Here is a 23,647-nt window from a genome sequence, read left to right as displayed (position 1 = left end):
CGATGAGCGCACCGAACCCCGCCACCACCGCCACCGCCCCCACCATCGTGCTCGTCGGGCACGGCATGGTCGGCCAGCGCTTCCTGGAGGCCCTCGTCGAGCGGGGGGTGACCGAGCGCGCCCGGGTCGTCGTGTTGTGCGAGGAGCCGCGCCCGGCCTATGACCGGGTCCAGCTGACCTCGTACTTCTCCGGCCGGACCGCCGAGGATCTGTCCCTCGTGGAGGACGGCTTCATGGCCCGGCACGGCATCGAGCTGTACCTGGGCGACCCGGCCGAACACATCGACCGCGCCGCGCGCACGGTCACCGCGCGCTCCGGGCTGACCGTCGCGTACGACACGCTGGTGCTGGCCACCGGCTCGTACCCGTTCGTGCCGCCGGTGCCCGGGAAGGACAGCCGGGGCTGCTTCGTCTACCGCACCATCGAGGACCTGCTGGAGATCGAGGAGTACGCCAAGAACTGCTCGTCCGGCACCGTGGTCGGCGGCGGGCTGCTGGGTCTGGAGGCGGCGGGCGCGCTGAAGGGGCTCGGGCTCACCACGCACATCGTGGAGTTCAACCCGCGGCTGATGGCGATCCAGGTGGACGAGGGCGGCGGCGCCGCGCTGCGCCGGACCGTGGAGGACATGGGCCTGGTCGTGCACACGGGCGTCGGCGGCAAGGAGATCACGGCGGACGCGGACGGCGCGGTCACCGCGATGGCCCTGTCGGACGGGTCGTCCATCGACACCGACCTGGTCATCTTCTCGGCGGGGGTGCGCCCCCGCGACCAGCTGGCGCGCGAGTGCGGGCTGACGGTCGGGGAGCGCGGCGGGGTCGCGGTGGACGAGCGGTGCCGTACGAGCGACCCGGCGGTGTACGCGATCGGCGAGTGCGCGCTGGCCGCCGACGGCCGGGTGTACGGGCTGGTGGCGCCGGGGTACGAGATGGCGCTGGTGGCCGCCGACGAGATCGCGGAGGCAGCCGGGGCGAGCAGTGAGAGCGGCTTCACCGGCGCCGACACCTCCACCAAGCTCAAGCTGCTGGGTGTGGACGTGGCCTCGTTCGGCGATGCGCACGGCACGGCCGAGGGCTGCCTGGACGTGGTGTACTCCGACTCCCGTGCGGGCGTCTACAAGAAGCTGGTGATCGGCGCCGACGGGGCGCTGCTCGGCGGGGTGCTGGTCGGCGACGCCGAGTCGTACGGCATGCTGCGGCCGCTGACCGGCTCGGTGCCGCCGGTCGCCCCGGAGCAGCTGGTGCTGCCGGCCGGTCTGGGGGCGCCGGTGGCGATCGGCCCGTCCGCGCTGCCGGACGAGGCGGTCATCTGTAACTGCCACAACGTCACCAAGGGCAGCATCCGTTCGGCCGTCACCGACCACCAGTGCACCTCCGTCCCCGAGGTGAAGAAGTGCACCAAGGCGGGCACCGGCTGCGGCAGCTGCCTCAAGGCGCTGACCACGCTGGTCAATGACGAGCTCGAGGCGAGCGGCGTCAGCGTCGACAAGGGGCTGTGCGGCTGCTTCTCCTACACCCGGGCCGAGCTGTACGAGATCGTCCGGACGCTGCGCATCACCTCGTACGCCGCGCTGCTGGACAGCCACGGCCGCGAGGAGGCGCGCAGCGGCAACGGCTGCGAGGTCTGCAAGCCGACCGTGGCGTCGATCATCGCCTCGCTCGCGCCGACGGTGGGCGCCAGCGGCTATGTGCTGGACGGCGAGCAAGCGGCGCTGCAGGACACCAACGACCACTTCCTGGCCAATCTGCAGCGCAACGGGTCGTATTCGATCGTGCCGCGCATCCCCGGCGGGGAGATCACGCCCGAGAAGCTGATCGTCATCGGCGAGGTGGCGCGCGATTTCGGGCTCTACACGAAGATCACCGGCGGGCAGCGGATCGATCTGTTCGGCGCCCGCGTGGACCAGCTGCCGCTGATCTGGTCGCGGCTGGTGGACGCCGGGTTCGAGTCGGGGCACGCGTACGGCAAGGCGCTGCGCACCGTGAAGTCCTGCGTGGGGCAGACCTGGTGCCGCTACGGCGTACAGGACTCGGTCCGGATGGCCATCGACCTGGAGCTGCGTTACCGGGGGCTGCGCTCCCCGCACAAGCTGAAGTCGGCCGTCTCCGGGTGCGCGCGTGAGTGCGCGGAGGCGCGCGGCAAGGACTTCGGGGTGATCGCCACCTCGAACGGCTGGAACCTGTACGTCGGGGGCAACGGCGGCGCGGACCCGCGCCACGCGGACCTGCTCGCCCAGGACCTCGACGACGAGCAGCTGATCCGGCTCATCGACCGGTTCCTGATGTTCTACATCCGCACCGCGGACCGGCTGGAGCGCACCTCCGCCTGGCTGGAGCGGATCGAGGGCGGCCTGGACCACGTACGGGACGTGGTGGTCGACGACTCGCTGGGGCTGTGCGCCGAGCTGGAGGCGCTGATGGCCGACCATGTGGCGGGCTACCGCGACGAGTGGGCCGAGACCCTGGACGACCCGGAGCGGCTGCGGCGCTTCGTGTCCTTCGTCAACGCGCCGGGCGCCCCGGACCCGACGGTGCGGTTCGTGCCCGAGCGCGACCAGGTCAAGCCGGACCTGACGATCCTGTCCGGCCCCAACATCCCCATCCGTACTCTCGAAGGGACCGCAAGCCGATGACCATGACACTCGAGCGGACCGCCGTCCGCGTGGAACTCCTCGTCGACCACGGATGGTTCGCGGTCTGCGAGCTCTCGGACCTGATCCCGGGGCGCGGAGTGGCCGCGCTGCTGCCGGACGGGACCCAGGTCGCGATCTTCCTGGACCGCGCGGGGCAGGCGTACGCGATCGACAACCGCGATCCGTTCACTGGCGCGTATGTGCTCTCGCGGGGTCTGCTGGGCTCCGTGCAGGAACGGCCGTTCGTGGCCTCGCCGCTGCTGAAGCAGCGCTTCGACCTGGAGACGGGGCGGTGCCTGGACGACGAGGGGGTCGCCGTCCAGGCGTATGCGGCCCGTATCGACGACGGGGTGTCAGCCCAGGTCGCGTGAGACCAGCACCCCGCACTGGACGGGGTCGCTCGCGCAGCCGGCCGTCCCCGCGGCGAACACGCCCTTCGTCCCGGGGACGCCCGCGATGCCGAGCACCGTGGACATCTCGCTGTGCCCGGTGACGTCGGCGGGAAGCTCCTCGGTCGCCCACTTCGTGCCGGTCCAGCGGGCCATGACGGAGTGGGGGTTCCCCGGGGTCCAGCCGGCGATCCACAGCCGCCCGGCGCCGTCCGCGCCCGCGGTGTTCGCCTCGTCGACGGGGAGTTCGGCCAGCGACTGCCAGCGGCTGCCGTTCCAGTGGGCGGCCATGGTGGCCGTGGGCGCCTGCGGGTCATTGGTCTTCCCGAGGACGTAGACCGAGTTACGGCCGGTGGCCACGGCGCGGTTGGCCACCCAGCCGGTCGGGTGCTCGGCGGGGACGGGCACCTCGCGGACCGTCCAGCGGCTGCCGTTCCAGTGGTACAGCAGCGGTACGGCCACCTCGCCGGTCACGGCGTCGGCGGTGACCCAGACGTCGTCCGGGCCGGTGCCGGTGATGTCCCAGGGCTGCGCCCGGCCGCCGCCGGGGGCGGCGGGCAGGGACACCTTATGCCACGCGGAGCCGGTCCAGCGCTCCAGGCGGTATTCGGAGGTGTTGCCCGCCGGGTCCCAGTCGAAGCTGGTCAGCCAGGCCGCCTTCGTTCCGAACGTGGCGATGTCGCCGACGAAGCTCAGCGCCCCCTCCGCGGGGGCCGCGTGGTCGACCTTCGTCCACTTCTTGCCGTCCCAGTGCTGCAGCACGATCGGCGTGGAGTCGTTGTCGACCAGCGAGCCGGCCGCCCAGGCGTCGTCGGGCGCCGAGGCCGCGACCTTCTCCAGCTGCGCGGCCTTGCCGCCCGTGGTGGCGGCGGGCACGTCCGTCCACGCGGTGCCGTTCCAGTGTCTGATCAGGGGGGCGGGGCCGGCGGCGCCGTCCGTCCTCCGGCCCACCGCCCAGGCGTCCTTGGCGCCGGTCGCGGCGACGCCCCAGAACTCCCGGGAGGCGGTCTCGCTCATCGGCGTCCGCAGCTTCCACGGGGTGTCGGCGCGGGCCGCTCGGTCGGACGAGGCGCTGGGCGCGGCACCGGTCGCGGCACTCGCCTGCGCCCCGAACGAGCCGAGTGCGATCGCGCACACCGCGACCGCTGTGCGCAGCCGCATCCGGCGTGTCCCGGGTCGCCCTGCGTTCCTGGCCATGCTGCTCCTTCTGCTCGGTGTGGGTTCTCAGAAGGAATGGCCGCTGACCGACGGTTATTACAGCTGACCTTGCCCGGTCACTTGGGGGTCTCCAGCTGCCGGTCCGTCCACTCCGACGTCACCGTGGCGGTGTGGTTCACCACCGTGCCGGCCGTGAGCCCCGCCTCGGCGGCCTTGGCGTTCGGCTTGGTCAGCACCTCCTGGTCGGACAGCAGGGCCCCGGTCGCCGGGTCCACGATCAGCTCCGACCGCGCGGCCCCGTAGTCGGGCCGGTCGGTCGCGGGCAGGGCGAAGCCGGTCCCCTTGCGGCCCAGCGGGTCGGTCACCTCGCCGAGCGACCGGATGCCCGGCAGATCCGCGATGACGCGGTACGCGGCGGCCCGGACCTCGGGCCTGACCGGGAGGTTGATCAGGTTGGCCGCCTGCCGCCACGTCCACTCCGTGCGGCCAAAGATCTCGCTCCCGCGGTCCTCCTCGTACAGGTCCGCCAGCACCTCCTTCAGCTTCGCGCTGTGACCGGGGAGTTCGCGCAGCTCCGCGTAGGTCACATTGCGCGCGCCGAGGGCGGCGATCTTGTCGCCGCTGTTGATCCGGTCCACCGTCGGCCGCTTCCTCGCCCCCATCTCCATCCGCAGACCGAGCTTGCCGCCCGACCCGGATTCGGCGAGGGTCAGGTCCTTCGGCGATCCGGCGGCCCGCCAGCGCGCCGTGTCGCGCTCGGTACGGGGCTCGGTGGTGGCATCGATCCCCGAGACCCACAGGCTCTGTGTTCCGGCCCGTACCCCGAAGGACCACTGCTGCGTCTCGGAGGACACCACCGCGAAGGCCGACCCGGACTCGGCGACGACGCCGATCCAGCCCGACCGCGTGGTCGTCTGCCAGTACGTGCCCTCGTCCGCGGCGCGATCCACCCGGGCGGCCACGTTCAGCAGTGCGAGGCGGCCGTTCTCAGGGGTGTGCCGGGGGCTGTCCGTGGTGGGTCGGGCGGTGGCGCGGGGACCGCGGGCGTCCTGGGTGTCCGAGCCGCCCCGGGGCAGGGTGGCGACCAGCACCCCGGCCACGGCCGCCGTCGCGGCGACGGGCAGCGCCCAGCGCCAGGTGAACGGCCGGGCGGACCGGGACGTTCGGGGCGCCTCCGGGGCGCTGCTCAGGATGGTGATCAGGTCGTGCCGGGCGCGTTCGGAACCGCCAAGGTGCTCCGGGTCGAACTCCGGGGGCCGGGCGTCCGCCAGCGTCTTCATGACATCGGGCCGCTTGCGTGCCATGTCAGTGCTCCTTCACTGTCGCTTTGGGGCGAGGGCCGCGCGGGTCGCGAGAGAGTCCGGCCGCGCCTGTAACCGCGACCCCGGCCGCGTTGACGGCTCGCTCCAGCCGCCGCCTGGCCCGGTGCAGCCGCACCGAGAACGCAGCGGTGGTGCAGCCGAGGACGCGTGCCGCCTGTCTCGGGCCGAGCCCGTGCCAGGCGACCAGCGTCAGCACCTCGCGATCCGTGTCGGACAGCGTGGCCAGCGCCTGGAGCGCCGCCTCGCGCTCGGTCACATCGGCGGCCACGTCCCCGACCTGGGCACCGGAGGTGATGATGCGCTGGGCCTCCGCCACGGCCAGGGCGTACTGCCTGCCGTCGCGGCGGCGCAGCTCGCGGGTCAGATTCCGGGCCACGCCGAGCAGCCACGGCAGCGGCGGCGTGGGGATGTCCCGCATCCGCCGCCAGGCGACCGTGAAGGTCTCGCTGGTGATGTCCTCACCGACCTGCCGGCCCACCAGGCTCGAGGCGTAGGCGAGCACACGGGGATGGCACCCCTCGTACAGGTCACGGAAGCGTTGGGCGTCGGTCACGCACCGTCTCCTCATCTCGGCTCTCTCACCTGGCAGTGGTCGAGAACCGCGATTTCTTACACCGCGAGGAGAAAGTTTTCTTGGTGCCGTCAGGGTTGCTGCGCTGGGGGCAGGGAGAGACAGAGGCGAGTGCCTTGTGGTCGAATAGCCGGCGCGCTCGTAGACGCGGCGGGATCCCTCTCCGGAGTACTCCAGCCAGAGTGATCCGGCTCCCTGGGCGAACATCGCTTCGGTCAGCGCGGCGGATACCGCGGCGGCGATGCCGCGGCCACGGTAGGCGGGGCGAGTGCCGACGCCGGACCATGCGGCGCCGGATGGGGCGCGGTGCCTGGACGGCGGGGCGGGTCACCGCCGTCCAGGCGGATAGGGGGCGCTCAGCCCGTGGTGCAGGTCGCGCCGTTGAGGGTGAAGGCGCTGGGCGGGGTGTTGGTGCCGGACCAGTTGCCGTTGAAGCCGAACGACACCGAGCCGCCGGCGCCGATCGTGGCGTTGTAGCCCGCGTCGGCCGCCGTGACCTGGGAGCCGGTCTGGCTCACGGTGGCGTTCCAGGCGGAGGTGACCTGCTGGCCGGAGGGGTAGGTCCAGGCCACCTTCCAGCCGCTGATGGCGCTGGATCCGGTGTTCTTGACGGTGACGTTGGCCGTGAAGCCGGTGTTCCACTGGTTGGTGACGGAGTAGGTCACCGCGCAGTCCGTGGTGGGCGTCGGGTCCTGACCGCCGTCGCCGCTCCAGCCGAGGGCTTCGGCGATGCCGTAGTACGCCGGTTTGGGCCGGTAGCTCTCGTCGTACGGGGTGGCGGCGCCCTGGCCGTCGAAGACGTCGGGGATCCAGGAGTCGGAGTCGGTGAACCCCCAGACCGTCACCCCCTTGCAGCGGGTGACGGCTACGCAAGCGCTGGTGACGGCCTTGTAGTCGGCCTTCTGCTGCGCGAGCTTGGCGTCGGTGACCGGCAGCTGCATCCGGATGTCCAGCTCGGTGACGGCGACGTCCACACCGAGGTCGGCGAAGCGCTGCAGATTGGCCTGCATCGTGGACGGCACCTGGCCGAGGATGAGATGGCCCTGGAAGCCGACGCCGTCGATCGGGACGCCTTGCGACTTGAGCGACTTGACCAGGTTGTACATGGCGTTGCTCTTGGCGCTCGTGCCGTCGGTGTTGTAGTCGTTGAGGTACAGCTTGGCGTCCGGGTCGGCGGCGCGGGCGGCGCGCAGCGCGTCGGCGATATAGCCCTCGCCGAGCTTGGTGTAGAACAGCGACTGCCGGAAGGTACCGTCCTCGTTGAACGGCTCGTTGACCACGTCCCAGTGCGAGATCTTGCCCTTGTAGCGGCCGACCTCGGTGGTGATGTGGTCGGTCATCAGGGTGCGCAGCTGGTCGGCGGTCCAGGTGCCGGAGGTCAGCCAGCCCGGCAGCTGGCTGTGCCAGACCAGGGTGTGGCCGCGCACCTGCATGGTGTGGGACTGGGCGAAGCTGACGACGGCGTCCGCGCCGGACCAGTTGTACTGGCCGCGGCTCGGCTCGACGGACTCCCACTTCATCTCGTTGCCGGGGGTGATGGAGTCGAACTGGCCGCCGGCGATCGTGGCGTAGGTGCCGTTCAGCTTGGACGCGGTCACGGCGGTGCCGTAGTACTTGCCCTTGGCCTGGGCCAGATCGCGCAGCACCGGGTCGGCCGCGCTGCTGGGGGTGGCCAGGCCCAGCAGGAGTGCTCCGGCGGCGGCCAGGCCGAGGGCGGCTCTGCGTATGCCGCGGCTGCGTATGCCGTGCGGGTGAAGTCTCATCGGTTGCGCCCCCTAGGATCCGGCCAGCCCGTCGCGGAACGCGGTGTAGGCGGGCTTGGGCTGGTAGTTGTTGTCGTACAGGTTGGCCGCGCCCTGGCCGGGGAAGGTGCTGGGGACCCAGGAGTCCCGGTCACCGAAGCCCCATACGGTGATGCCGACGCAGCGGGAGATGGCCAGGCAGGTCTGGGCCACGCTCTTGTAGTTGGCCGCCTGCTGCTGGAGCTTGGTGGAGTCGGCGGGGGTGGCCATGCGGATGTCGAGTTCGGAGACGACGATGTCGAGGCCGAGGTTGGCGAAGCGCTGCAGGTTGGCCTTCATGGTGGAGGGCACCTGGTTCACGATGAGGTGGCTCTGGAAGCCGACGCCGTCGATGGGCACGCCCTGGCTCTTGAGCCGCTGGACCAGGTTGTACAGGCCGTTGCTCTTGGCGCCCGTGCCCTCGGTGTTGTAGTCGTTGATGAAGAGTTTGGCGCTGGGGTCGGCGGCGCGGGCGGCGCGGAAGGCGTCGGCGATGTACGACTCGCCGAGCTGCTGCTGGAACTTGGACTGGCGCAGCGTGCCGTCCTCGTTGAACGCCTCGTTGACCACGTCCCAGCGCTGGACCTTGCCCTTGTAGCGGCTGACCTGGGTGGTGACGTGGTTGGTCATGATGGTGCGCAGCTCGGAGTTGGGATACGAGCCGTTGGCCAGCCAGCCCGGCAGCTGGCTGTGCCAGACCAGCGTGTGGCCGTAGACCTTCTGGTTGTTGCTCTGCGCGAAGGAGACCAGCCGGTCGGCGGCGGCCCAGTTGAACTGGCCGCGGTTCGGCTCGACCGAGCCCCACTTCATGGCGTTCTCGGCGGTGACGCTGGAGAACTCGCTCTTGGCGATGTTGGCGTACGTGGCGTCGCCGAGCCGGCCGTCGTTGATCGCCGTGCCGACGAAGCGGCCGGTGCGGGCGGCGACTTCGCGGAGGGTGGGGTTCGCCTGGACACGGGTGCCGCCACCGGTTCCGGCGGTGGTGGAGGCCGCCTTTCCGGCCGGGTGATCTGCGGCCTGACCAGGGGCGGTGAGGCCGAAGACCAACGTCGCCACGGCGGCCGAGGCCACCAGTGCGCCGCTGCGTAAGCTCATGAGCTTCATGTACGTCCCTCTCTTCTCTTCACGTCTGATCCGGTTTTCCGGAAGACTTCTGCAAGGTTCCGAGGGTGCGCCCGGAAAGCTAGAGGCGGGAGTGACTCTCGTCAACGGAGGAGGCGGAAATGGCTACGGAGAGCGCGGGGTCCGAGGGTGGCGCCCGGCCCAAGGTGACGATCACGGCCATCGCACATGAGGCCGGGGTGTCGGTGCCCACGGTCTCGCGGGTCGTCAACGGACGTTCGGACGTCTCGCCCGAGACCCGGGCCCGGGTGGAGAATCTGCTGCGGCTCCACGGCTACCGCCGCCGCCAGACCGCCCCGGGCGACCGGGCCGCCCTGCTGGACCTGGTCTTCAACGACCTGGACAGCCCCTGGGCGGTGGAGATCATCCGCGGTGTGGAGGAGGTCGCCCACCAGGACGGCGTGGGCACGGTGGTCTCCGCCATACACGGCCGGGCGGGCGCGGCGCGGCAGTGGATGAAGAACCTGCGGGCGCGGGCCTCGGACGGGGTGATCCTGGTGACCTCCGTACTCGAACCGGTGCTGCACGAGGAGTTGCGGCGGCTGAACGTGCCGATCGTGGTGGTCGATCCGGCCGGCGCCCCCGCCCTGGACGCGCCCACCATCGGGGCGACCAACTGGGCCGGCGGGATGGCCGCGACCGAGCATCTGCTGGGCCTGGGCCACCGCCGGATCGGCTTCATCGCCGGCCCGCCACGGCTGCTGTGCAGCCGGGCCCGGCTGGACGGCCACCGGGCCGCTCTGGAGGCGGCGGGTGTGCCGTACGAGCAGGCGCTGGTCGCGCAGGGCGACTTCTACCACGAGTCCGGTTTCGTCGGCTGCGATCAGCTCATGGACGCGGCCACCCCGCCCTCCGCCGTGTTCGCCTCCAGCGACCAGATGGCCCTGGGCGCGATCGAGGCCCTGCGCCGCCGGGGACTGCGGGTTCCGGAGGACGTGAGCGTGGTGGGCTTCGACGACCTTCCGGAGGTCCGCTGGTCGGCCCCGCCGCTGACCACGGTGCGCCAGCCGCTCGCGGAGATGGGCAAGCTGGCGGCCCGTACGGTGCTGCGCCAGGCGCGTGGCGAGGAGATCGAGTCCCCCCGGGTGGAGCTGGCGACGGCGCTGGTCGTCCGCGCCAGTACGGCCCCGCCGAGCGCCCCGTAACCAGCCCGTCCGCCCGGCCGCCCGTTCCCCCCACGTCCCCGTACTCCCCCGTACTGTCCCGGCCCTTTCTCCGCACCAACAACCGTGACCGCGCGATCCCTTGACACCACCTCGGCAGGCTCATACCGTCCACGCAATCAACTTCCGAGAATTATCGGGCTTCTTCCGGAAGGCAAACGCGACGATGACGATGCGTACACCCAGATCACGGTCGATCCTCCGTGCGTCCACCCTCGCTGCCGCACTGCTCCTGGCCACCACCTCCCTCACCGCCTGCGGCAGCTCCGGCCCCGGCGGCTCGGACGACGACTCGCTCGACGTCTGGGTCTACGGGGACGCCTCGACCAAGGTGCAGCGCGCGGTCGTCAAGCGGTTCAACAAGACCTCCGATGTGAAGGTGAATCTCACCGAGGTGGCCGGCGAGGGCTACTCGGACAAGCTACGCACCTCCATGGGCACCCCCAACGCCCCGGACGTCTTCTTCAACTGGGGCGGCGGCAGCATCAGCGACTTCGCCAAGGAGGACATGCTGGTCGACCTCGGCCCGACGCTGGAGAAGGACCCGGAGCTGAAGAAGGCGTTCATCCCCTCCATCCTCAAGGCCGGGGCGGTGAACGACACCTATTACGGCATCCCCATGCGCGGCATGCAGCCGGTGATCCTCTTCTACAACAAGAAGGTGTTCGAGGACGCGGGGGCGCAGCCGCCCAAGTCCTGGGACGACATTCTGGGCCTTGTCGACACCTTCAAGAAGAAGGACGTCACCCCCTTCGCGCTCGCCGGCACGGACCCCTGGACCGAGCTGATGTGGGTGGAGTACCTGGTGGACCGGTTCGGCGGGGCCGGGGTCTTCAAGAAGATCCAGAACGGGGACGCCGCCGGGTGGGACGACCCGGCCGTACTGAAGACCGCCGAGACGATCAAGAGCCTGGTCGACCGGGGCGCCTTCGGCAAGAACTACAAGTCGGTCAACTACACCGCGGACGGGGCCTCCACGCTCTTCGCCAAGGGCAAGGCCGCGATGCATCTGATGGGCTCGTGGGAGTACGCCAACCAGAAGGCGAACCAGCCCGACTTCGCCAAGTCCGGGCTCGGCTGGACCACCTTCCCGGCCGTCCCGGGCGGCAAGGGCGACCCCAAGAACGTGGTCGGCAACCCGACCAACTACTGGTCCGTCAACGCGAAGCTCAAGGGCAAGAAGAAGGACGCGGCGATCGAGTTCGTGAAGTTCGCCGCCAAGCAGGACTACTCCAAGGACCTGATAGCCAACGGCGATGTGCCCGCCACCTCCGACGCCACGTCCCTGCTGAGCAAGCACGAGAACCCGACCTACGCGCAGTTCCAGTACGACATGGTGCGTGAGGCCCCCAGCTTCACCCTCTCCTGGGACCAGGCGCTGTCGGCCAAGAACACCCCCTCGCTGCACACCGACATCCAGAAGCTGTTCAACGGTCAGCTGAGCCCCACCGGGTTCGTCGCGGCGCTGAAGAAGGACATCAAGTAATGGTGACCGCGGACCACAAGGGCGCGCCCGTCAAGGGCGCGCCCCGCCGCGATGTGGGCGGCCGCGGGGTGGGCGGCCGCGGCGCGGGCCGCAACGCGGTGGGCCGTAACGCCGTGGGCCGCCCCAGCGCCGCCTGGGCGCTCCCCGGGGTGCTGTTCTTCGCGTGCTTCGCCGTCCTGCCCATGCTGTTGGTCGGCTATCTGGCCTTCACCGAGTGGGACGGCATCGGCTCCCCCCAGTGGACCGGCACCGACAACTGGTCCCGGCTGTGGCACGACCCCGACATGCGCCAGGCGGTCTGGCTCAGCCTGCTGCTGACCGTCCTGACCTGGCTGGTCCAGACCCCGCTCGCGCTGCTGCTGGGGGTGTGGGCGGCCGGGCGGCAGCGCAACCGCGCCGTGCTGTCGGCGATCTTCTTCCTGCCGCTGCTGGCGTCCTCCGTCGCGCTGGCCCTGGTGTGGAAGCAGCTGCTCGACCCCAACTTCGGCCTCATCGCGGAGATCGGGCCCGCCCTCGGCTTCGAGGACGGCGATCTGCTCGGCGACTCCCAGGGCGCCCTCGGCGCCATCCTCTTCGTCACCGCCTGGCAGTTCATCCCCCTCCACACCCTGATCTACCAGGGCGGCGCCCGGGCGATCCCGCGCTCGCTCTACGACGCCGCGGCCATCGACGGCGCGGGCACCGTCCGCCAGTTCTTCTCGATCACCCTGCCCCAGCTGCGCAACACCGTGGTCACCTCGTCGGTGATCATGGTGGTGGGCGCGCTGACCTTCTTCGACACCGTCCTGATCCTCACCAAGGGCGGCCCGGGCACGGACACCAGCATCGTGCCCTACCTGATGTACAAGAACGGCTTCCAGGCCTTCGACCTCGGCTACGCCAGCGCGGTCGCGGCCCTCCTCGTCGTCGTCGCCACCGCCGTCTCGCTGCTGCTGGTGCGGCTGACGGGCTTCAGCGCGATGCGCAGCACCCGGGAGGGGATTTGAACCCTCCCCCAGCTGAAGGCAGGGGGATTCCTGGCTCACGTCGCCTGCGGCCCTGCGGACCGACGGGTCTTACACGATCAACACCAGCCGGGTTGGAACCAGCCCGGTTCGGTACTGCAAGCAAAGGAGCTGCTGTGCTGGCTTGGTTCTCGCTCAGCACGTCAGAAATCGTACCAGCCGTCTCGTGGGCGGTCTTGCGCCTCGGAGATTCACGGTGACCGACGTGCTGCACCAGCGCCCCGAGGCGGACCGTACGGCCGGCGAGGCGGCCCCGCCGCCGAAACCCCGCCGCCCGGGCCTGCCCCGTCTCCTGAAGAGGAGCGGCCCCCGGAGACCCAACTACCCCGCCGGGCTGGCCTCCCTCATCTGGCTGGTCATCGTCGGCGCCCCGCTGTACGTCCTGGTGGCCACCACCTTCCGCACCCGCGACGGCTATATCGACGACGGCCCGCTCTCGCTGCCCACCCACCCCACCCTCACCAACTACGACCGGGTGCTGAGCAGCCACTTCTTCACCTACCTGGGCAACACCCTGGTCGTCACCGCCGTCTGCGCCGCCATCGTCATCGTGCTGTCGGTGACCGTCGGCTACGCGGTGGTGCGCGCCCGCAGCCGGATGTCCCAGCGCGTCTTCCAGATGTTCCTGCTCGGGCTCGCGATCCCGTCCCAGGCGGTGATCATCCCGATCTATCTGGTGATCACCAAGCTCCAGCTGTACGACACCCTGCTGGCGGTGATCCTGCCGACGGCCGCCTTCTCCCTCCCCGTCAGCGTGCTGATCCTCGCGGGCACCATGCGCGACATCGACGAGGAGCTGTACGAGTCGATGGCGCTGGACGGCGCGGGGCCGACCCGGGTGCTGCTGCGGCTGGTGGTGCCGATGTCGCGGGCGGGGATCTCCACCGTCGGCGTGTACTCGGCGCTGCACGCCTGGAACGGCTTCATGTTCCCGCTGATCCTCACCCAGTCCAGGAGCAACCGGGTGCTGACCCTGGGCCTGTACGACTACGTCGGCGAGTTCCGGGTGGACACCCCGGCGCTGCTCACCGCGGTGGTGCTGTCCATCGTCCCGATCTTCGTCGTCTATCTCTTCGCCCGCCGTCAGTTGATCAACGGCCTGATGGGCGTGGGCGGCAAGTGAGCAGCCCGCCAAGCAGCCCCGAGCAGCCCGAGCAGCTTTGAGACAAGGAGCTTCATGCCTCACCCCTGGCAGGACACCTCCCTTCCCGCCGAAGACCGCGCCGCGGACCTGCTCTCCCGGATGACCCTGGAGGAGAAGCTCGCCCAGCTCGCCGGCGTCTGGCCGGGCTCCGGGTCCGGGGACGACGACGGCGAGGACGTCGCCCCGCTCCAGCACCAGGTCAACGAGGAAGTCGACCTCGACATCCTGCTCCGCCACGGACTCGGCCAGCTGACCCGGCCCTTCGGCACCACCCCCGTCGATCCGAGCGAGGGTGTCGCCGCCCTCGCCCGCGCCCAGGCGCGGGTCGCCGCGGGCAACCGCTTCGGGATCCCGGCCGTCGCCCACGAGGAGTGCCTCACCGGGTTCTTCGCCTGGGGCGCGACCGTCTTCCCCACCCCGCTGGCCTGGGGCGCCACCTTCGACCCGGCGCTGGTGGGCCGGGCCGCCGAGCTGATCGGCGCCTCGATGCGGGCGGTGGGCATCCACCAGGGCCTGTCTCCGCTCCTCGACGTGGTGCGCGACCCGCGCTGGGGCCGTACGGAGGAGTCCATCGGCGAGGACCCGTACCTGGTCGGGACCGTCGGCACCGCGTATGTACGCGGCCTCCAGTCGGCCGGGATCATCGCCACCCTCAAGCACTTCGCGGGCTACTCCGCCTCGCGCGGCGCCCGCAACCACGCCCCGGTCTCCATCGGCCCCCGCGAACTCGCCGACGTCATCCTGCCGCCGTTCGAGATGGCCGTACTGGAGGGCGGGGCGCGCTCGGTCATGCACGCCTACAACGACCTCGACGGCGTCCCGTCGGCCGCGAACCGATGGCTGCTGACAGAACTCCTGCGCGAGCGCTGGGGCTTCACCGGCACCATCGTCTCCGACTACTTCGGCCTCTCCTTCCTGGAGCTGCACCACCGCGTCGCCGACACCCCGGCGCGCGCCGCGGCGCTCGCGCTGGAGGCGGGCGTGGACGTGGAGCTGCCAGCCGTGCGCTGCTTCTCCACGCCGCTCCGGGACGCCGTACGGGCCGGGGAGGTGGACGAGGCGCTGGTGGACGGGGCGGCGCTGCGGGTGCTGCGGCAGAAGTGCGAGCTGGGCCTGCTGGACCCGGACTGGTCGGCCACGCCGCCCGCGCTCCCCCAGGTCGTCGACCTGGACCCGCCGGTGATGCGGGAGGTGGCCCGGCAGCTGGCCGAGGAGTCGGTGGTGCTGCTCGCCAACGACCGCGACGCGCTGCCGCTCGCACCCGACACCCGGATCGCGGTCGTCGGCCCGCTCGCCGATGACCCCGCCGCGATGCTCGGCTGCTACACCTTCCCCCGGCACGTGGGCGTCGAGCACCCCGAGCTGCCGCTCGGCATCGACGTGCCGACGGTGCTCGCCGCGCTGCGCGCCGAACTCCCCGAGGCACGCATCACCCACGCCGAGGGCTGCGCCCCGCCCGGCCCGGCCACGCCCGGCGCCGCGACGGGCGGCTCGACGGGCGGGGCGGCCGCCGTCGCCGCCGAGAGCCGCCTCGCGCGGGCCGCCCGCGCCGCCGCGGACGCCGATGTCTGCGTCGCCGTGCTCGGCGACCGCTCCGGCCTCTTCGGCCGGGGCACCTCGGGCGAGGGCTGCGACGCCGCCGACCTGGAACTCCCCGGGGAGCAGGGCGCCCTGCTCGACACCCTCCTGGCCACCGGCACGCCCGTCGTGCTGGTCCTGCTCACCGGCCGCCCGTACGCGCTCGGCCGCTGGTCGGGCCTGCTCGCCGCCACCGTCCAGGCCTTCTTCCCCGGCGAGGAGGGCGGCCCGGCCGTCGCCGCGGTCCTCTCCGGCCAGGTCAACCCGTCGGGCCGGCTGCCCGTCAGCCTCCCGTACGCGACCGGCGGCCAGCCCTGGACGTACCTGCAGCCGCCGCTGGGCCTGCGGGGCGAGGCCAGCAACGTCGACCCGACCCCGCTGCACCCCTTCGGCCACGGCCTCTCGTACACCTCCTTCGCCTGGGATGCCCCGGAGACGGACGCGACGGACGCGGCCACCCTGGCCACCGACGGCGAGACCACGCTGCGCCTGACCGTCCGCAACACGGGCGAGCGCCCCGGCACCGAGGTGGTCCAGCTCTATCTGCACCAGCCCGTGGCCCGCACCGTCCGCCCGGTCACCCGGCTCATCGGCTACGCCCGCGTCCCCCTCGCGCCCGGCGAGAGCGCCGAGGTCCACTTCACCTTCCACGCCGACCTGGCCTCCTACCCGGGCGCCCCCGACGGGGGCCGGATCGTCGAACCCGGGCCCCTGGAGCTGCGCCTGGCCGCCTCCAGCGCGGACGCCGACATACGGCACACGGTGCCGCTGACGCTGACCGGGCCGGAGCGGACGGTGGACCACCGGCGGCGGCTGGTGTGCGAGGCGGAGGTGAAGTGACCGGGGGCTATATAGAGGGACCGGCTCCGTCCTCGACCAGCGCCCAGGCGTGGGCGAACAGCTCGGGCAGGGTGCGGGTGGGCAGCGGAAGGGGGTTCTCCAGGCGCCCGTTGTAGGAGCGGGGCACCCCGATGAGCTCCGCCTTCCACGCCTCCATGGGCTGGTAGGGCTTCTTGGCGTGGATCCACTCGCCCGGCAGGAAGATCTGACGGCCCGCCCGGGGGCGCTTGTCCCAGGCGACCAGACCCCGCTCGACCAGCACAGCGGCGGCCTTCTGGTGCCGGTCGGCCTTCCACCCGTTCCACCTGCGGACGTTGCGGTCGGTCGGCGCGGGCACGGCCAGCAGCTGCAGGTAGAGCGCCGCCGCGTCCTCGTCGACGCCGAGCCCGCCCGCGGCCCGCGCCACCACATCGGGCGCGGAAGCCGCCGGGTTCGTCTCGTACGCGCCGTCGGGCAGCGATGCGCTCTCGATCCGCTCGATGATGCGCGCGCAGACCGGGCCGCGCAGCCACTCGACGAACCCCAGCTCACGGTCGTAGGGGGAGTCGGCCCTGGCCGCCAACAGCGCCCGGGAGCGCTCGTCGTCGCCGTAGAACGCCGGGCGGAAGTACAGGCGGGTCCGGGTCAGGTCCCCTCTGCGGTCGATGATGCCGTCCGTGACCACGGTGAGCCCGTCGTCGATGGACGCCACGTCCAGCCGCTCCGGCCCGGCATACGGCTGGTACCCGAATCGCTCGTGCACCTCGGCGACCGAGGCCCCCACCTTGTGGTCGAGCCTGCCGGCGTCCAGCAGCAGCCCCGGGTGGTTCAGCCGCTCCTGCAGCACTCGTACCAGGCCGGGCGCCCCGTCGCGGACGAGGTCACCGGCGGGGAGCTCGGCGTAGACCCAGAACAGGTTGGGGACGGTGGAGAGCAGGCGGTCCTCGAACCTCGCGACATCCCACCGGGCGTTGGCGTCGGTGACCATCGAGCCGTGGTCGGTGTTCTTGATCCAGGTGTCGACGGGGGCGCTGAGCCCGGGCTCGGCAGTGGGGTTGGTGAACGCCGCGCAGAACTCGGCCGCTGACAGGCGCAGCAGCTGCAGCTCGACGACGGCGTTGAGCGTACGCTGCGGCACCACGACCCGCCGACCGCGCAGCGCCCGCCATGCCTCGGCCAGCCGCTCCGCCACCCCACGCATCCCGTGCGGCTCCCACAGCTCGGCGGGGTCCTCGGGCAGCACATCCGCCAGCAACTCAAGGCGTTCCAGCGGGGTCAGCCGGGCGTGTTCGGCGGCGCCGTCCTCGGCCTCGGCCACCTTGAGCCGCAGAATGTCCCGCTCATGCGCGTCGAGGAACGGGGTGCGCGCCCGGTCGAGGCCCCCCGCCAGCGCGAGCGACGCGGCCGCGCGCCCCATTCCCGTGCCGTCGCACAGCAAGGCCACGGCCTGCGGATCCCACGGCACCGGCCCGCGCTCCCTGACCAGCCCCATCAGCCGGCGCAGCTGCTCGGCGCTGCCCCATCCTCCGCGCGGCACGTCTGTCACCTCGTCGATGGCGCCCAGGCTCGGCGGATCCGCGTCGCCTGTACGCAGATCGACGAATGCGCGGAGCCCCCCAGGGGCCCAGCCGGTCACGAGGGCCGCTCCTCGCTCGTCCCGCACCGCCGCCGGGTCGCCCTCGGCCACCCTCACCAGACCCGTGCGAAACCGGCCCTCCGGATCGCAGAAGGGGCCGTCCGCCCAGATCTCCAGCAGCGTGAGCAGACGCTGACGGCGCTCCTCACGGGTGGACGGCGCGGCGGCGCGCAGCGCCACGCCGCCGATGCGCCCGATGAACCGCGTCCAGGATCCGTCCGCGGCCCTTCCCGGGCCGCCGTCCGGGGTGGGCGGATCCCAGGTGCCGGCCATATAGCGACCGGTCCGCTCGATACCGGCCAGCGCGCCTTTGTCCGTCCAGCTGTGCGAAGTACCGACGAGCCCGCTCAACGCGTCCCCTGCGACGTAATTGTCCAGGGCCGCCACCTCGGCCCGCGCCGTCACCAGCTCGCCTGCTGTCGTCTCCATGCGGAAATCTTGACTCATGGGTCCGACAGCGGGCCGAGCGGCCTGTCACAGACCAAAAAGGCGGGCCGCGTTGTCATGACAGACCGCGCGCAGCCAGTCGGCACCGAGGCCGAGGTCCCGCAGGGCGCGCAGGGCGTCCACGTACGAGTACGGGATGTTCGGGAAGTCGGTGCCCAGCAGGACCTTCTCCCGCAGGTCCGCGAGCCGGGGCAACTCGACGCGCGGGAAAGGCATATACGCCTCCACAAACGGGGTGAAGGACATGGTCGTGTCAAGCATGACGTGCTTGTACCGCTCGGCCAGATCGAGGAACTCCGCGTACTCCGGCCCGCCGAGATGTGCGACCACCAGCCGCAGCGCGGGGTGGCGGGCCAGCAGCGCCCCGATCGGCCCCGGCCCGGTGTGCCGGCCGGGGATGGGCCCGGAGCCGCAGTGGGTGACCACGGGTATGCCGCGCTCGGCGAGCAGCGCCCAGACCCCGTCCAGCAGCGGGTCGTTGGGGTCGAATCCCCCCACCTGTACGTGACACTTGAAGACCCGCGCGCCCTGGTCGAGGGCGCGGCGCACATCGTCGAGGGCGCAGGGCTCGGCGTAGAAGGTCGCGGTGTGCAGACAGTCCGGCGTACGGGCGGCGAAGTCGGCGGCCCAGTCGTTGAGCCAGCGGGCCATGGCGGGCTTGTGCGGGTAGAGCATCGCGGTGAAGGCGCGCACCCCGAAGCCGCGCAGCACGTCGAGGCGTTCCTGCTCCTCACGCCGGTAGTTGATCGGCCAGACCCTCCCCACGAGGGGGCCCGCCGAGTCGAAGTACGCCCAGACCTTGTCCAGGACGCGCTGCGGCATGAAGTGGGTGTGGACGTCGATGAGGTGGTCGAGGCCCGCCTCGACGCGGAAGGCGGCGACGTCGGCGCGCTCGGTGGTGACGGGATGCGGGTCGGCCATGACCGGCAGCGTAATCGGCGACGGCTTTTCCGTGCTTACGGGGTGAGATGGCGGGCGAGGACCGTGAGGGCGTCGGTCACCTCACGCAGCCGCTGAGGGTCGTCGGTGCCGAGGGCCGTGGCGAGGGCGGCATCGATGGTCGTGGCGCGCACCTGCTCGACACGGGCGGAGGGCTCGGCGGCGGGGCTGATGAGCGCGCGGCGGCGGTCGGCGGGGTCGGGGGCGGTGGTGATGGACCCCGCCTCCTTCAGGCGGGCGACGGCGGTGGAGATCTGGCTCTGCGGCAGTCCGGTCCGGCCCGCGATGTCGCCGACGGTGGTGCCGGGGTGCGCGGCGATGTCGCTGGCGGCGATCAGCACGAGGCGCGTGCTGCCCGCGTGGCGTTCGGCCCCGCCGGGGGGCTCGGGCATGGCGTCCTCACCGATCTTCATGAGCGTACGGCCGAGGAGGAAGAGTTCGACTCCGTTCACACCCCCGAGGGTACATCGAATTAGATACATCTATATTGATGTATCTAATTCGATGGGATAGCTTGAGTCCATGACGAACGAAAGCACCCGCACCGGCACCCTCGACGCGCCCGGCGCCACCCTCCACTACCAGGTGCGCGGGGACGGACCCGTGCTGCTGATCGGCCAGAGCGGCGAAGGAGACGCCGATCGCAGCGTCGACCTCGCCGCGCGTCTCGCCGACACGTACACGGTGGTCACCTACGACCGGCGGGGCCTGTCGCGCAGTCGGCTCCACGACCCGTCACGCGGGGCGACGCTCGCCGAGCACGCGGACGACGCGGCGCGCGTGCTCGCGACGGTGACACCCGACCCGGCGGGGACACCGGCGCCGGCCGCGATGCTCGGCTGCAGCCTCGGCGCCGTCATCGGCCTGCACCTCGCGGTGCGCCACCCGGGCCGGATCCACACCCTGATCGCCCACGAGCCCGTCGCGCCCCGACTGCTTCCCGCCACCGAACGGACCCACCACGAACACGAACTCGCCCATCTGCAGCGGCTCTACGCACGCGACGGCCTCGCCGCCGCCCTCCCGGAGATCGCCCGCGTCCTCGGCATCGACACCAGCGGCCGCGACTCCGAACCCGGCCTGACCCCACAGCCGATCAACGCCCTGCGCCGCGCCAACTTCGACTACTTCATCCGCCACGACTTCACGGCGGTGCTCGACGACACGCTCGACATCTCCGCCCTCGCGAACACACCCACCCGTATCGTCCCGGCCGTCGGCCGCACCACCCCCGACGGCGTCTTCGACCGCCGCTGCGCCTACGCCCTGGCGGACGCGCTCGGCACGGAGGTGATCGAACTGCCCGGCGGCCACAACGGCAACACCAGCCACCCGTCCGGCTACGCGGCGAGTCTGCGCGACCTCCTCCCCGTTCCTGCTCAGCCATGACTGATTCGTTCAAGACCACACCGGCAGCGGTTCCGTACCGTCGGGACCATGGAGAACATGGAGAACATCGCCTCGGAATCGCGCCACGTCAGCACACATATCGCTCGCACCGCCAAGGACGTCTACGACTACGCGTCGACCCCCTCCAACCTTCCCCAGTGGGCTCACGGGCTGGGAAACTCCATCGCCGGGATCGACGGACAGTGGATCGCCGAGTCGTCGCCCATGAGGCCGGTCGTGGTCGCCTTCGCGCCCCAAAACGAGTTCGGCGTCCTCGATCACGATGTCACGCTGCCCTCGGGCGAGACCGTCCACAACCCGGTGCGGGTGATCGTCGACGGCACCGGCTGCGAGGTGGTGTTCACCCTCCGCCGACGGCCGGGCATGAGCGACGAGGACTTCCAACGCGACGCGGACGCGGTGACCGCCGACCTCGCCACACTCAAGCAGGTCATGGAGCGCGCATAGCGACCGGTCGCTCAGCTGACCTGAGCGGCAATGGCCCGCGCGCACTCCAAGGGGCTCGGTGTGTGAGGTGTCCACCTCCAGGTCGTAACTCACGCCCTGGTGCACCACATCCGCCTGCGACTCGGCCATCCCCACCGCCCGATCCCCGCGGGCGGCCTCACGGGCCGCGGCGACCTTGGGCTCACATCTGACGCCCACCCACAACACACCGAGGCCGCGCAGCGCCTTCACCCACCGCTGCTGGGACTCCGCTTGCCCCAAGAACACCTCGTCCGCGATGACCCGAGCCCCGGCCCGGGCCATCGCGGCGATCCCCTCGATCCACGCGGCCTCCAGCGCCCTGAACTCCGACCCGACGCTCACCCCGCCATCCGGGGCGAACTCGATCCCGGATGCCACCCCCGTCATGGACGCGGGCATCGCCTCGATCAGCGTGTCGACGCTGAAGGTCAGCCATGGATCCGGCAGGACCGCTTGCAGAGCCCTGGCCAGGCTGGACTTCCCCGAGCTGGATCCGCCATTGAGCACGATCACCTGTGCAGTCATCGCGCCAGGGTAGACGGAGCGCCGCCAGACCCCTATCCGTCGAGCTCGCCGCCCCGAACGGCGTCCACGAACGCCTGCCAGGCCGATGGCTGGAAGAGCAGAGTGCCTGCTGCGAAGCGGCCGGAGACAGCGCAGCGGCTGTCAGTTCGTCCCAAGCGGTGGCGTAGCGCATCACGTCCTGCCGCTGTTCGAGCAAGCTACCACCCGTGATGTGCTCCAACAGACGATGTCCGCCGGGGGTTCACCCCGCTGACGGTAGATCGTGAACGGCGGGAGCTGATCATGCGGGAGAGCCGCATCGAGTGGCAGGATCTGCACCTTGACGTTGGGCCGTTTCGCCACCTGCTGAAGATGTTCGAGCTGCCCGCGCACCACGTCCGGCGAGCCGCCGATCCGGTGCAGGGCTGGGACGTCGATGACGGCTCGCAGGCAGAAGCCGGCCTGGTGCTCCAGCAGTTCCTTGCGCTTCATGCGCGTCTCCACCAGGATTTCCACGCTCTGAGGCGGGTGCACGGAAAACGTCTGCCATGTATACGCCTCGGTCTGAAGCAGCCCGGGATCACCACGGACTCGTATGTGCGCACCACCTCGGAGTCGGCTTCGAGCGTGAGGCAGTCCTTCAGCGTGTCGCGGAGCATCGGACCCTGGTTGCTCCACCAGTCGACCTTGTGGATCTCCTTCGCCAGCCGCCTGAGGCTCGCGCACTGGCGCTCGTCCTCGATCCCGTACAGCTTGAACAGCACCGTCAGATCCAGCGGCCGGATGCCTCGCTTGCCGTTCTCGATCTGGCGCCGCCCCGGAGATACTGACCCGCCTCCGCCGCGTCATCTGCGCCCACCTGCGGCTCTGGGGCCGCGACGACCTCATCGACGCCGTGGCGCTCTGCGCCACCGAAGTGCTGGCGAACGTCCACAAGCACACCGACAGCGGCCGCGGCATGTTCATCCTCACCAGCACCGCCCACCGCTGGGGCGCCGCGCCCACGCCCACCGGCAAGGACGTGTGGTTCGAGTGCCGGTCCCCACGCCTCGCGCCTTCGTCGGCCTCCCGCCCGGGTCCGACGCGCCACGACGCGTAGGAGGGTTACGCTGTGCGCCATGACTACCGGGACGGCATCGCGCCACACACGGATTGGTGACCCGGTGCTCCGCTGAGCGCCGTACGGGCCAATGCGGGCCCGCTGTTCGATCGAGGATCCGGCGCTGCTGCGCGGGCTCCGCCTCCGTCGTGTTGATCACAGGCTCGACACATCAACCACGACAGGAGAATGCATGCCCACGAAGACGCTGCAGATTCCCACCGCGGACGGCCAGGCCGACGCCTTCGCCGCCTTCCCCGACCATGGCGATCGGCACCCGGGGGTGCTGATGTACGCGGACGGCTTCGGCATCCGGCCCGTGCTGCGGGAGATGGCCCGCGAACTGGCCGGGCACGGGTACTACGTGCTCGTCCCCAACCCCTTCTACCGGCACGGCCCGGCACCGCTGACCGAGCTTCCCGAGCACATCGGAGAAGAGGTCCGGCCTGCGGTCATCGCCCAGGTGATGCCCTTGATCGAGGCGCACACCGCCGAACGTGTCCTGCGCGACGCCGACGCCTACCTCAGGTTCCTCACCACCCAGCCCGAGGTCAGCGCCGGACCGGTCGCGGTGACCGGCTACTGCATAGGCGGCCTCATGGCGGTGCGCACCGCCGCGGCCCACCCCGGCCAGGTGGCAGCCGTCGCCGGATTCCACGGCCCCGTGGGCGCGGACGGGCCGGACGCCCTCGCCAAGATCACCGCCCAAATCCACTTCGGCCACGCCGAAAGCGACCTGACGCCCGAGGAGCTGGGCGAGCTCAACCGGGCCCTGGACGCCGCGAAGGTCGACTACACCTCCGAGATCTACCCCGGCACCGTCCACGGCTTCACCATGTCCGACACCGACGCCTTCAGCGCCTCCGGGCTGAAGCGCCACTGGGACCGACTGCTCTCTCTCCTGGACCGCACCCTGGCCAACAGCTGAGGCTCCCGGCCCGGCGCAGGCCAGGCCGGCGACTTTGCGGTGAGTATCG

21 protein-coding genes and 2 pseudogenes are annotated in these 23,647 nt (G+C 71.2%); 11 read left to right on the top strand and 12 right to left on the bottom strand.

Going from position 1 to position 23,647, the window contains the following annotated elements:
* Positions 1 to 2 precede the first annotated feature (2 nt).
* Both nirB and nirD read left to right on the top strand, forming a co-directional pair.
* Positions 3 to 2,630 carry a nitrite reductase large subunit NirB gene (gene nirB, locus PV419_RS01560; RefSeq protein ID WP_319685782.1) on the top strand — a complete coding sequence of 876 codons (2,628 nt, stop codon included), beginning with the start codon at positions 3 to 5 and terminating at the stop codon, positions 2,628 to 2,630.
* Positions 2,627 to 3,001 carry a nitrite reductase small subunit NirD gene (nirD, locus tag PV419_RS01555; RefSeq protein WP_319685781.1) on the top strand — a complete coding sequence of 125 codons (375 nt, stop codon included), beginning with the start codon at positions 2,627 to 2,629 and terminating at the stop codon, positions 2,999 to 3,001. The genes nirB and nirD overlap by 4 nt, the downstream gene beginning before the upstream one ends.
* On the opposite strand, the gene PV419_RS01550 is transcribed toward nirD, so the two are convergent.
* The 6 genes and pseudogenes from PV419_RS01550 to PV419_RS01525 form a co-directional block, all read right to left on the bottom strand.
* Positions 2,984 to 4,216, bottom strand: coding sequence for a hypothetical protein (locus PV419_RS01550; protein ID WP_319685780.1), 1,233 nt, complete (start codon positions 4,214 to 4,216; stop codon positions 2,984 to 2,986). The genes nirD and PV419_RS01550 overlap by 18 nt on opposite strands.
* Before the next feature lie 77 nt (positions 4,217 to 4,293).
* On the bottom strand, positions 4,294 to 5,481 hold the full coding sequence (locus PV419_RS01545) for a CU044_5270 family protein (protein ID WP_319685779.1): 1,188 nt from the start codon (positions 5,479 to 5,481) through the stop codon (positions 4,294 to 4,296).
* A 1-nt stretch (position 5,482) separates the two neighbouring features.
* Positions 5,483 to 6,052 (bottom strand): sigma-70 family RNA polymerase sigma factor, encoded by a 570-nt coding sequence (locus tag PV419_RS01540; RefSeq protein WP_319685778.1) that lies wholly within the window; start codon positions 6,050 to 6,052, stop codon positions 5,483 to 5,485.
* Between the two features lie 192 nt (positions 6,053 to 6,244).
* A pseudogene (locus PV419_RS01535) lies at positions 6,245 to 6,313 on the bottom strand (hypothetical protein); the annotation flags it as partial.
* A 113-nt stretch (positions 6,314 to 6,426) separates the two neighbouring features.
* A complete protein-coding gene (locus PV419_RS01530; RefSeq protein ID WP_319685777.1) occupies positions 6,427 to 7,833 on the bottom strand; it encodes an endo-1,4-beta-xylanase in 1,407 nt (468 codons plus the stop codon).
* Between the two features lie 12 nt (positions 7,834 to 7,845).
* The gene (locus tag PV419_RS01525) at positions 7,846 to 8,946 is read right to left on the bottom strand and encodes an endo-1,4-beta-xylanase (RefSeq protein ID WP_319685776.1); all 1,101 of its coding nucleotides are present in this window, start codon (positions 8,944 to 8,946) and stop codon (positions 7,846 to 7,848) included.
* A gap of 128 nt (positions 8,947 to 9,074) precedes the next feature.
* On the opposite strand from PV419_RS01525, the gene PV419_RS01520 reads away from it, so the two are divergent.
* The 5 genes from PV419_RS01520 (at position 9,075) to PV419_RS01500 (ending at position 16,188) form a co-directional block, all read left to right on the top strand.
* Positions 9,075 to 10,118 (top strand): LacI family DNA-binding transcriptional regulator, encoded by a 1,044-nt coding sequence (locus PV419_RS01520; protein ID WP_319685775.1) that lies wholly within the window; start codon positions 9,075 to 9,077, stop codon positions 10,116 to 10,118.
* A 184-nt stretch (positions 10,119 to 10,302) separates the two neighbouring features.
* Positions 10,303 to 11,622 (top strand): ABC transporter substrate-binding protein, encoded by a 1,320-nt coding sequence (locus PV419_RS01515; RefSeq protein ID WP_319685774.1) that lies wholly within the window; start codon positions 10,303 to 10,305, stop codon positions 11,620 to 11,622.
* On the top strand, positions 11,622 to 12,608 hold the full coding sequence (locus PV419_RS01510) for a sugar ABC transporter permease (RefSeq protein ID WP_319685773.1): 987 nt from the start codon (positions 11,622 to 11,624) through the stop codon (positions 12,606 to 12,608). The genes PV419_RS01515 and PV419_RS01510 overlap by 1 nt, the downstream gene beginning before the upstream one ends.
* A gap of 214 nt (positions 12,609 to 12,822) precedes the next feature.
* Positions 12,823 to 13,749, top strand: a complete 927-nt coding sequence (locus PV419_RS01505; RefSeq protein WP_415925204.1) for a carbohydrate ABC transporter permease — start codon at positions 12,823 to 12,825, stop codon at positions 13,747 to 13,749.
* 54 nt (positions 13,750 to 13,803) lie between these two features.
* The gene (locus tag PV419_RS01500) at positions 13,804 to 16,188 is read left to right on the top strand and encodes a beta-glucosidase family protein (protein WP_319685772.1); all 2,385 of its coding nucleotides are present in this window, start codon (positions 13,804 to 13,806) and stop codon (positions 16,186 to 16,188) included.
* 7 nt (positions 16,189 to 16,195) lie between these two features.
* On the opposite strand, the gene PV419_RS01495 is transcribed toward PV419_RS01500, so the two are convergent.
* Genes PV419_RS01495 through PV419_RS01485 form a run of 3 tightly spaced genes read right to left on the bottom strand, consistent with a single transcriptional unit; the run spans position 16,196 to position 19,641 of the window.
* Positions 16,196 to 18,232: a hypothetical protein gene (locus tag PV419_RS01495; protein WP_319685771.1), complete on the bottom strand. Its 2,037-nt coding sequence runs from the start codon at positions 18,230 to 18,232 to the stop codon at positions 16,196 to 16,198.
* A 45-nt stretch (positions 18,233 to 18,277) separates the two neighbouring features.
* Positions 18,278 to 19,171 (bottom strand): amidohydrolase family protein, encoded by an 894-nt coding sequence (locus PV419_RS01490; RefSeq protein ID WP_319685770.1) that lies wholly within the window; start codon positions 19,169 to 19,171, stop codon positions 18,278 to 18,280.
* Between the two features lie 35 nt (positions 19,172 to 19,206).
* Positions 19,207 to 19,641, bottom strand: coding sequence for a helix-turn-helix domain-containing protein (locus tag PV419_RS01485; protein ID WP_319685769.1), 435 nt, complete (start codon positions 19,639 to 19,641; stop codon positions 19,207 to 19,209).
* Positions 19,642 to 19,711: 70 nt separating this feature from the next.
* Between PV419_RS01485 and PV419_RS01480 the strand changes: the two genes are divergently transcribed.
* Both PV419_RS01480 and PV419_RS01475 read left to right on the top strand, forming a co-directional pair.
* Positions 19,712 to 20,578 carry an alpha/beta hydrolase gene (locus tag PV419_RS01480; RefSeq protein WP_319685768.1) on the top strand — a complete coding sequence of 289 codons (867 nt, stop codon included), beginning with the start codon at positions 19,712 to 19,714 and terminating at the stop codon, positions 20,576 to 20,578.
* Between the two features lie 57 nt (positions 20,579 to 20,635).
* A complete protein-coding gene (locus PV419_RS01475; protein WP_319686192.1) occupies positions 20,636 to 21,046 on the top strand; it encodes an SRPBCC family protein in 411 nt (136 codons plus the stop codon).
* 11 nt (positions 21,047 to 21,057) lie between these two features.
* Here the strand turns inward: PV419_RS01475 and cpt are convergent.
* From cpt to PV419_RS01460, 3 genes and pseudogenes are all read right to left on the bottom strand, one after another.
* A pseudogene (gene cpt / locus PV419_RS01470) lies at positions 21,058 to 21,592 on the bottom strand (chloramphenicol phosphotransferase CPT).
* Between the two features lie 171 nt (positions 21,593 to 21,763).
* The gene (locus PV419_RS01465; RefSeq protein ID WP_319685767.1) at positions 21,764 to 22,105 is read right to left on the bottom strand and encodes a Scr1 family TA system antitoxin-like transcriptional regulator; all 342 of its coding nucleotides are present in this window, start codon (positions 22,103 to 22,105) and stop codon (positions 21,764 to 21,766) included.
* Positions 22,060 to 22,335: a hypothetical protein gene (locus tag PV419_RS01460; RefSeq protein WP_319686216.1), complete on the bottom strand. Its 276-nt coding sequence runs from the start codon at positions 22,333 to 22,335 to the stop codon at positions 22,060 to 22,062. The genes PV419_RS01465 and PV419_RS01460 overlap by 46 nt, the downstream gene beginning before the upstream one ends.
* 131 nt (positions 22,336 to 22,466) lie before the next feature.
* Between PV419_RS01460 and PV419_RS01455 the strand changes: the two genes are divergently transcribed.
* Positions 22,467 to 22,670, top strand: coding sequence for a hypothetical protein (locus tag PV419_RS01455; RefSeq protein ID WP_319685766.1), 204 nt, complete (start codon positions 22,467 to 22,469; stop codon positions 22,668 to 22,670).
* Positions 22,671 to 22,863: 193 nt separating this feature from the next.
* Entirely contained in the window at positions 22,864 to 23,598 is a 735-nt protein-coding gene (locus PV419_RS01450) for a dienelactone hydrolase family protein (protein WP_319685765.1), read from the top strand.
* The last annotated feature ends 49 nt before the right edge of the window (positions 23,599 to 23,647 follow it).

The sequence above is a fragment of the Streptomyces sp. ME19-01-6 genome (assembly GCF_033793745.1).
Lineage (GTDB): Bacteria > Actinomycetota > Actinomycetes > Streptomycetales > Streptomycetaceae > Streptomyces.
This window is presented reverse-complemented; position numbering and strand designations above follow the sequence as displayed.

Bases quoted from the DNA above. Each gene is read 5' to 3' on its own strand.
- PV419_RS01475 (WP_319686192.1), top strand. From the start codon at position 20,636: ATGGAGAACATCGCCTCGGAATCGCGCCACGTCAGCACACATATCGCT.
- PV419_RS01550 (WP_319685780.1), bottom strand. From the start codon at position 4,216: ATGGCCAGGAACGCAGGGCGACCCGGGACACGCCGGATGCGGCTGCGC.
- PV419_RS01480 (WP_319685768.1), top strand. From the start codon at position 19,712: ATGACGAACGAAAGCACCCGCACCGGCACCCTCGACGCGCCCGGCGCC.
- PV419_RS01515 (WP_319685774.1), top strand. From the start codon at position 10,303: ATGACGATGCGTACACCCAGATCACGGTCGATCCTCCGTGCGTCCACC.
- PV419_RS01520 (WP_319685775.1), top strand. From the start codon at position 9,075: ATGGCTACGGAGAGCGCGGGGTCCGAGGGTGGCGCCCGGCCCAAGGTG.
- PV419_RS01495 (WP_319685771.1), bottom strand. From the start codon at position 18,232: ATGGAGACGACAGCAGGCGAGCTGGTGACGGCGCGGGCCGAGGTGGCG.
- PV419_RS01525 (WP_319685776.1), bottom strand. From the start codon at position 8,946: ATGAGCTTACGCAGCGGCGCACTGGTGGCCTCGGCCGCCGTGGCGACG.
- PV419_RS01530 (WP_319685777.1), bottom strand. From the start codon at position 7,833: ATGAGACTTCACCCGCACGGCATACGCAGCCGCGGCATACGCAGAGCC.
- PV419_RS01490 (WP_319685770.1), bottom strand. From the start codon at position 19,171: ATGGCCGACCCGCATCCCGTCACCACCGAGCGCGCCGACGTCGCCGCC.
- nirD (WP_319685781.1), top strand. From the start codon at position 2,627: ATGACCATGACACTCGAGCGGACCGCCGTCCGCGTGGAACTCCTCGTC.
- PV419_RS01500 (WP_319685772.1), top strand. From the start codon at position 13,804: ATGCCTCACCCCTGGCAGGACACCTCCCTTCCCGCCGAAGACCGCGCC.
- PV419_RS01545 (WP_319685779.1), bottom strand. From the start codon at position 5,481: ATGGCACGCAAGCGGCCCGATGTCATGAAGACGCTGGCGGACGCCCGG.
- nirB (WP_319685782.1), top strand. From the start codon at position 3: ATGAGCGCACCGAACCCCGCCACCACCGCCACCGCCCCCACCATCGTG.
- PV419_RS01510 (WP_319685773.1), top strand. From the start codon at position 11,622: ATGGTGACCGCGGACCACAAGGGCGCGCCCGTCAAGGGCGCGCCCCGC.
- PV419_RS01450 (WP_319685765.1), top strand. From the start codon at position 22,864: ATGCCCACGAAGACGCTGCAGATTCCCACCGCGGACGGCCAGGCCGAC.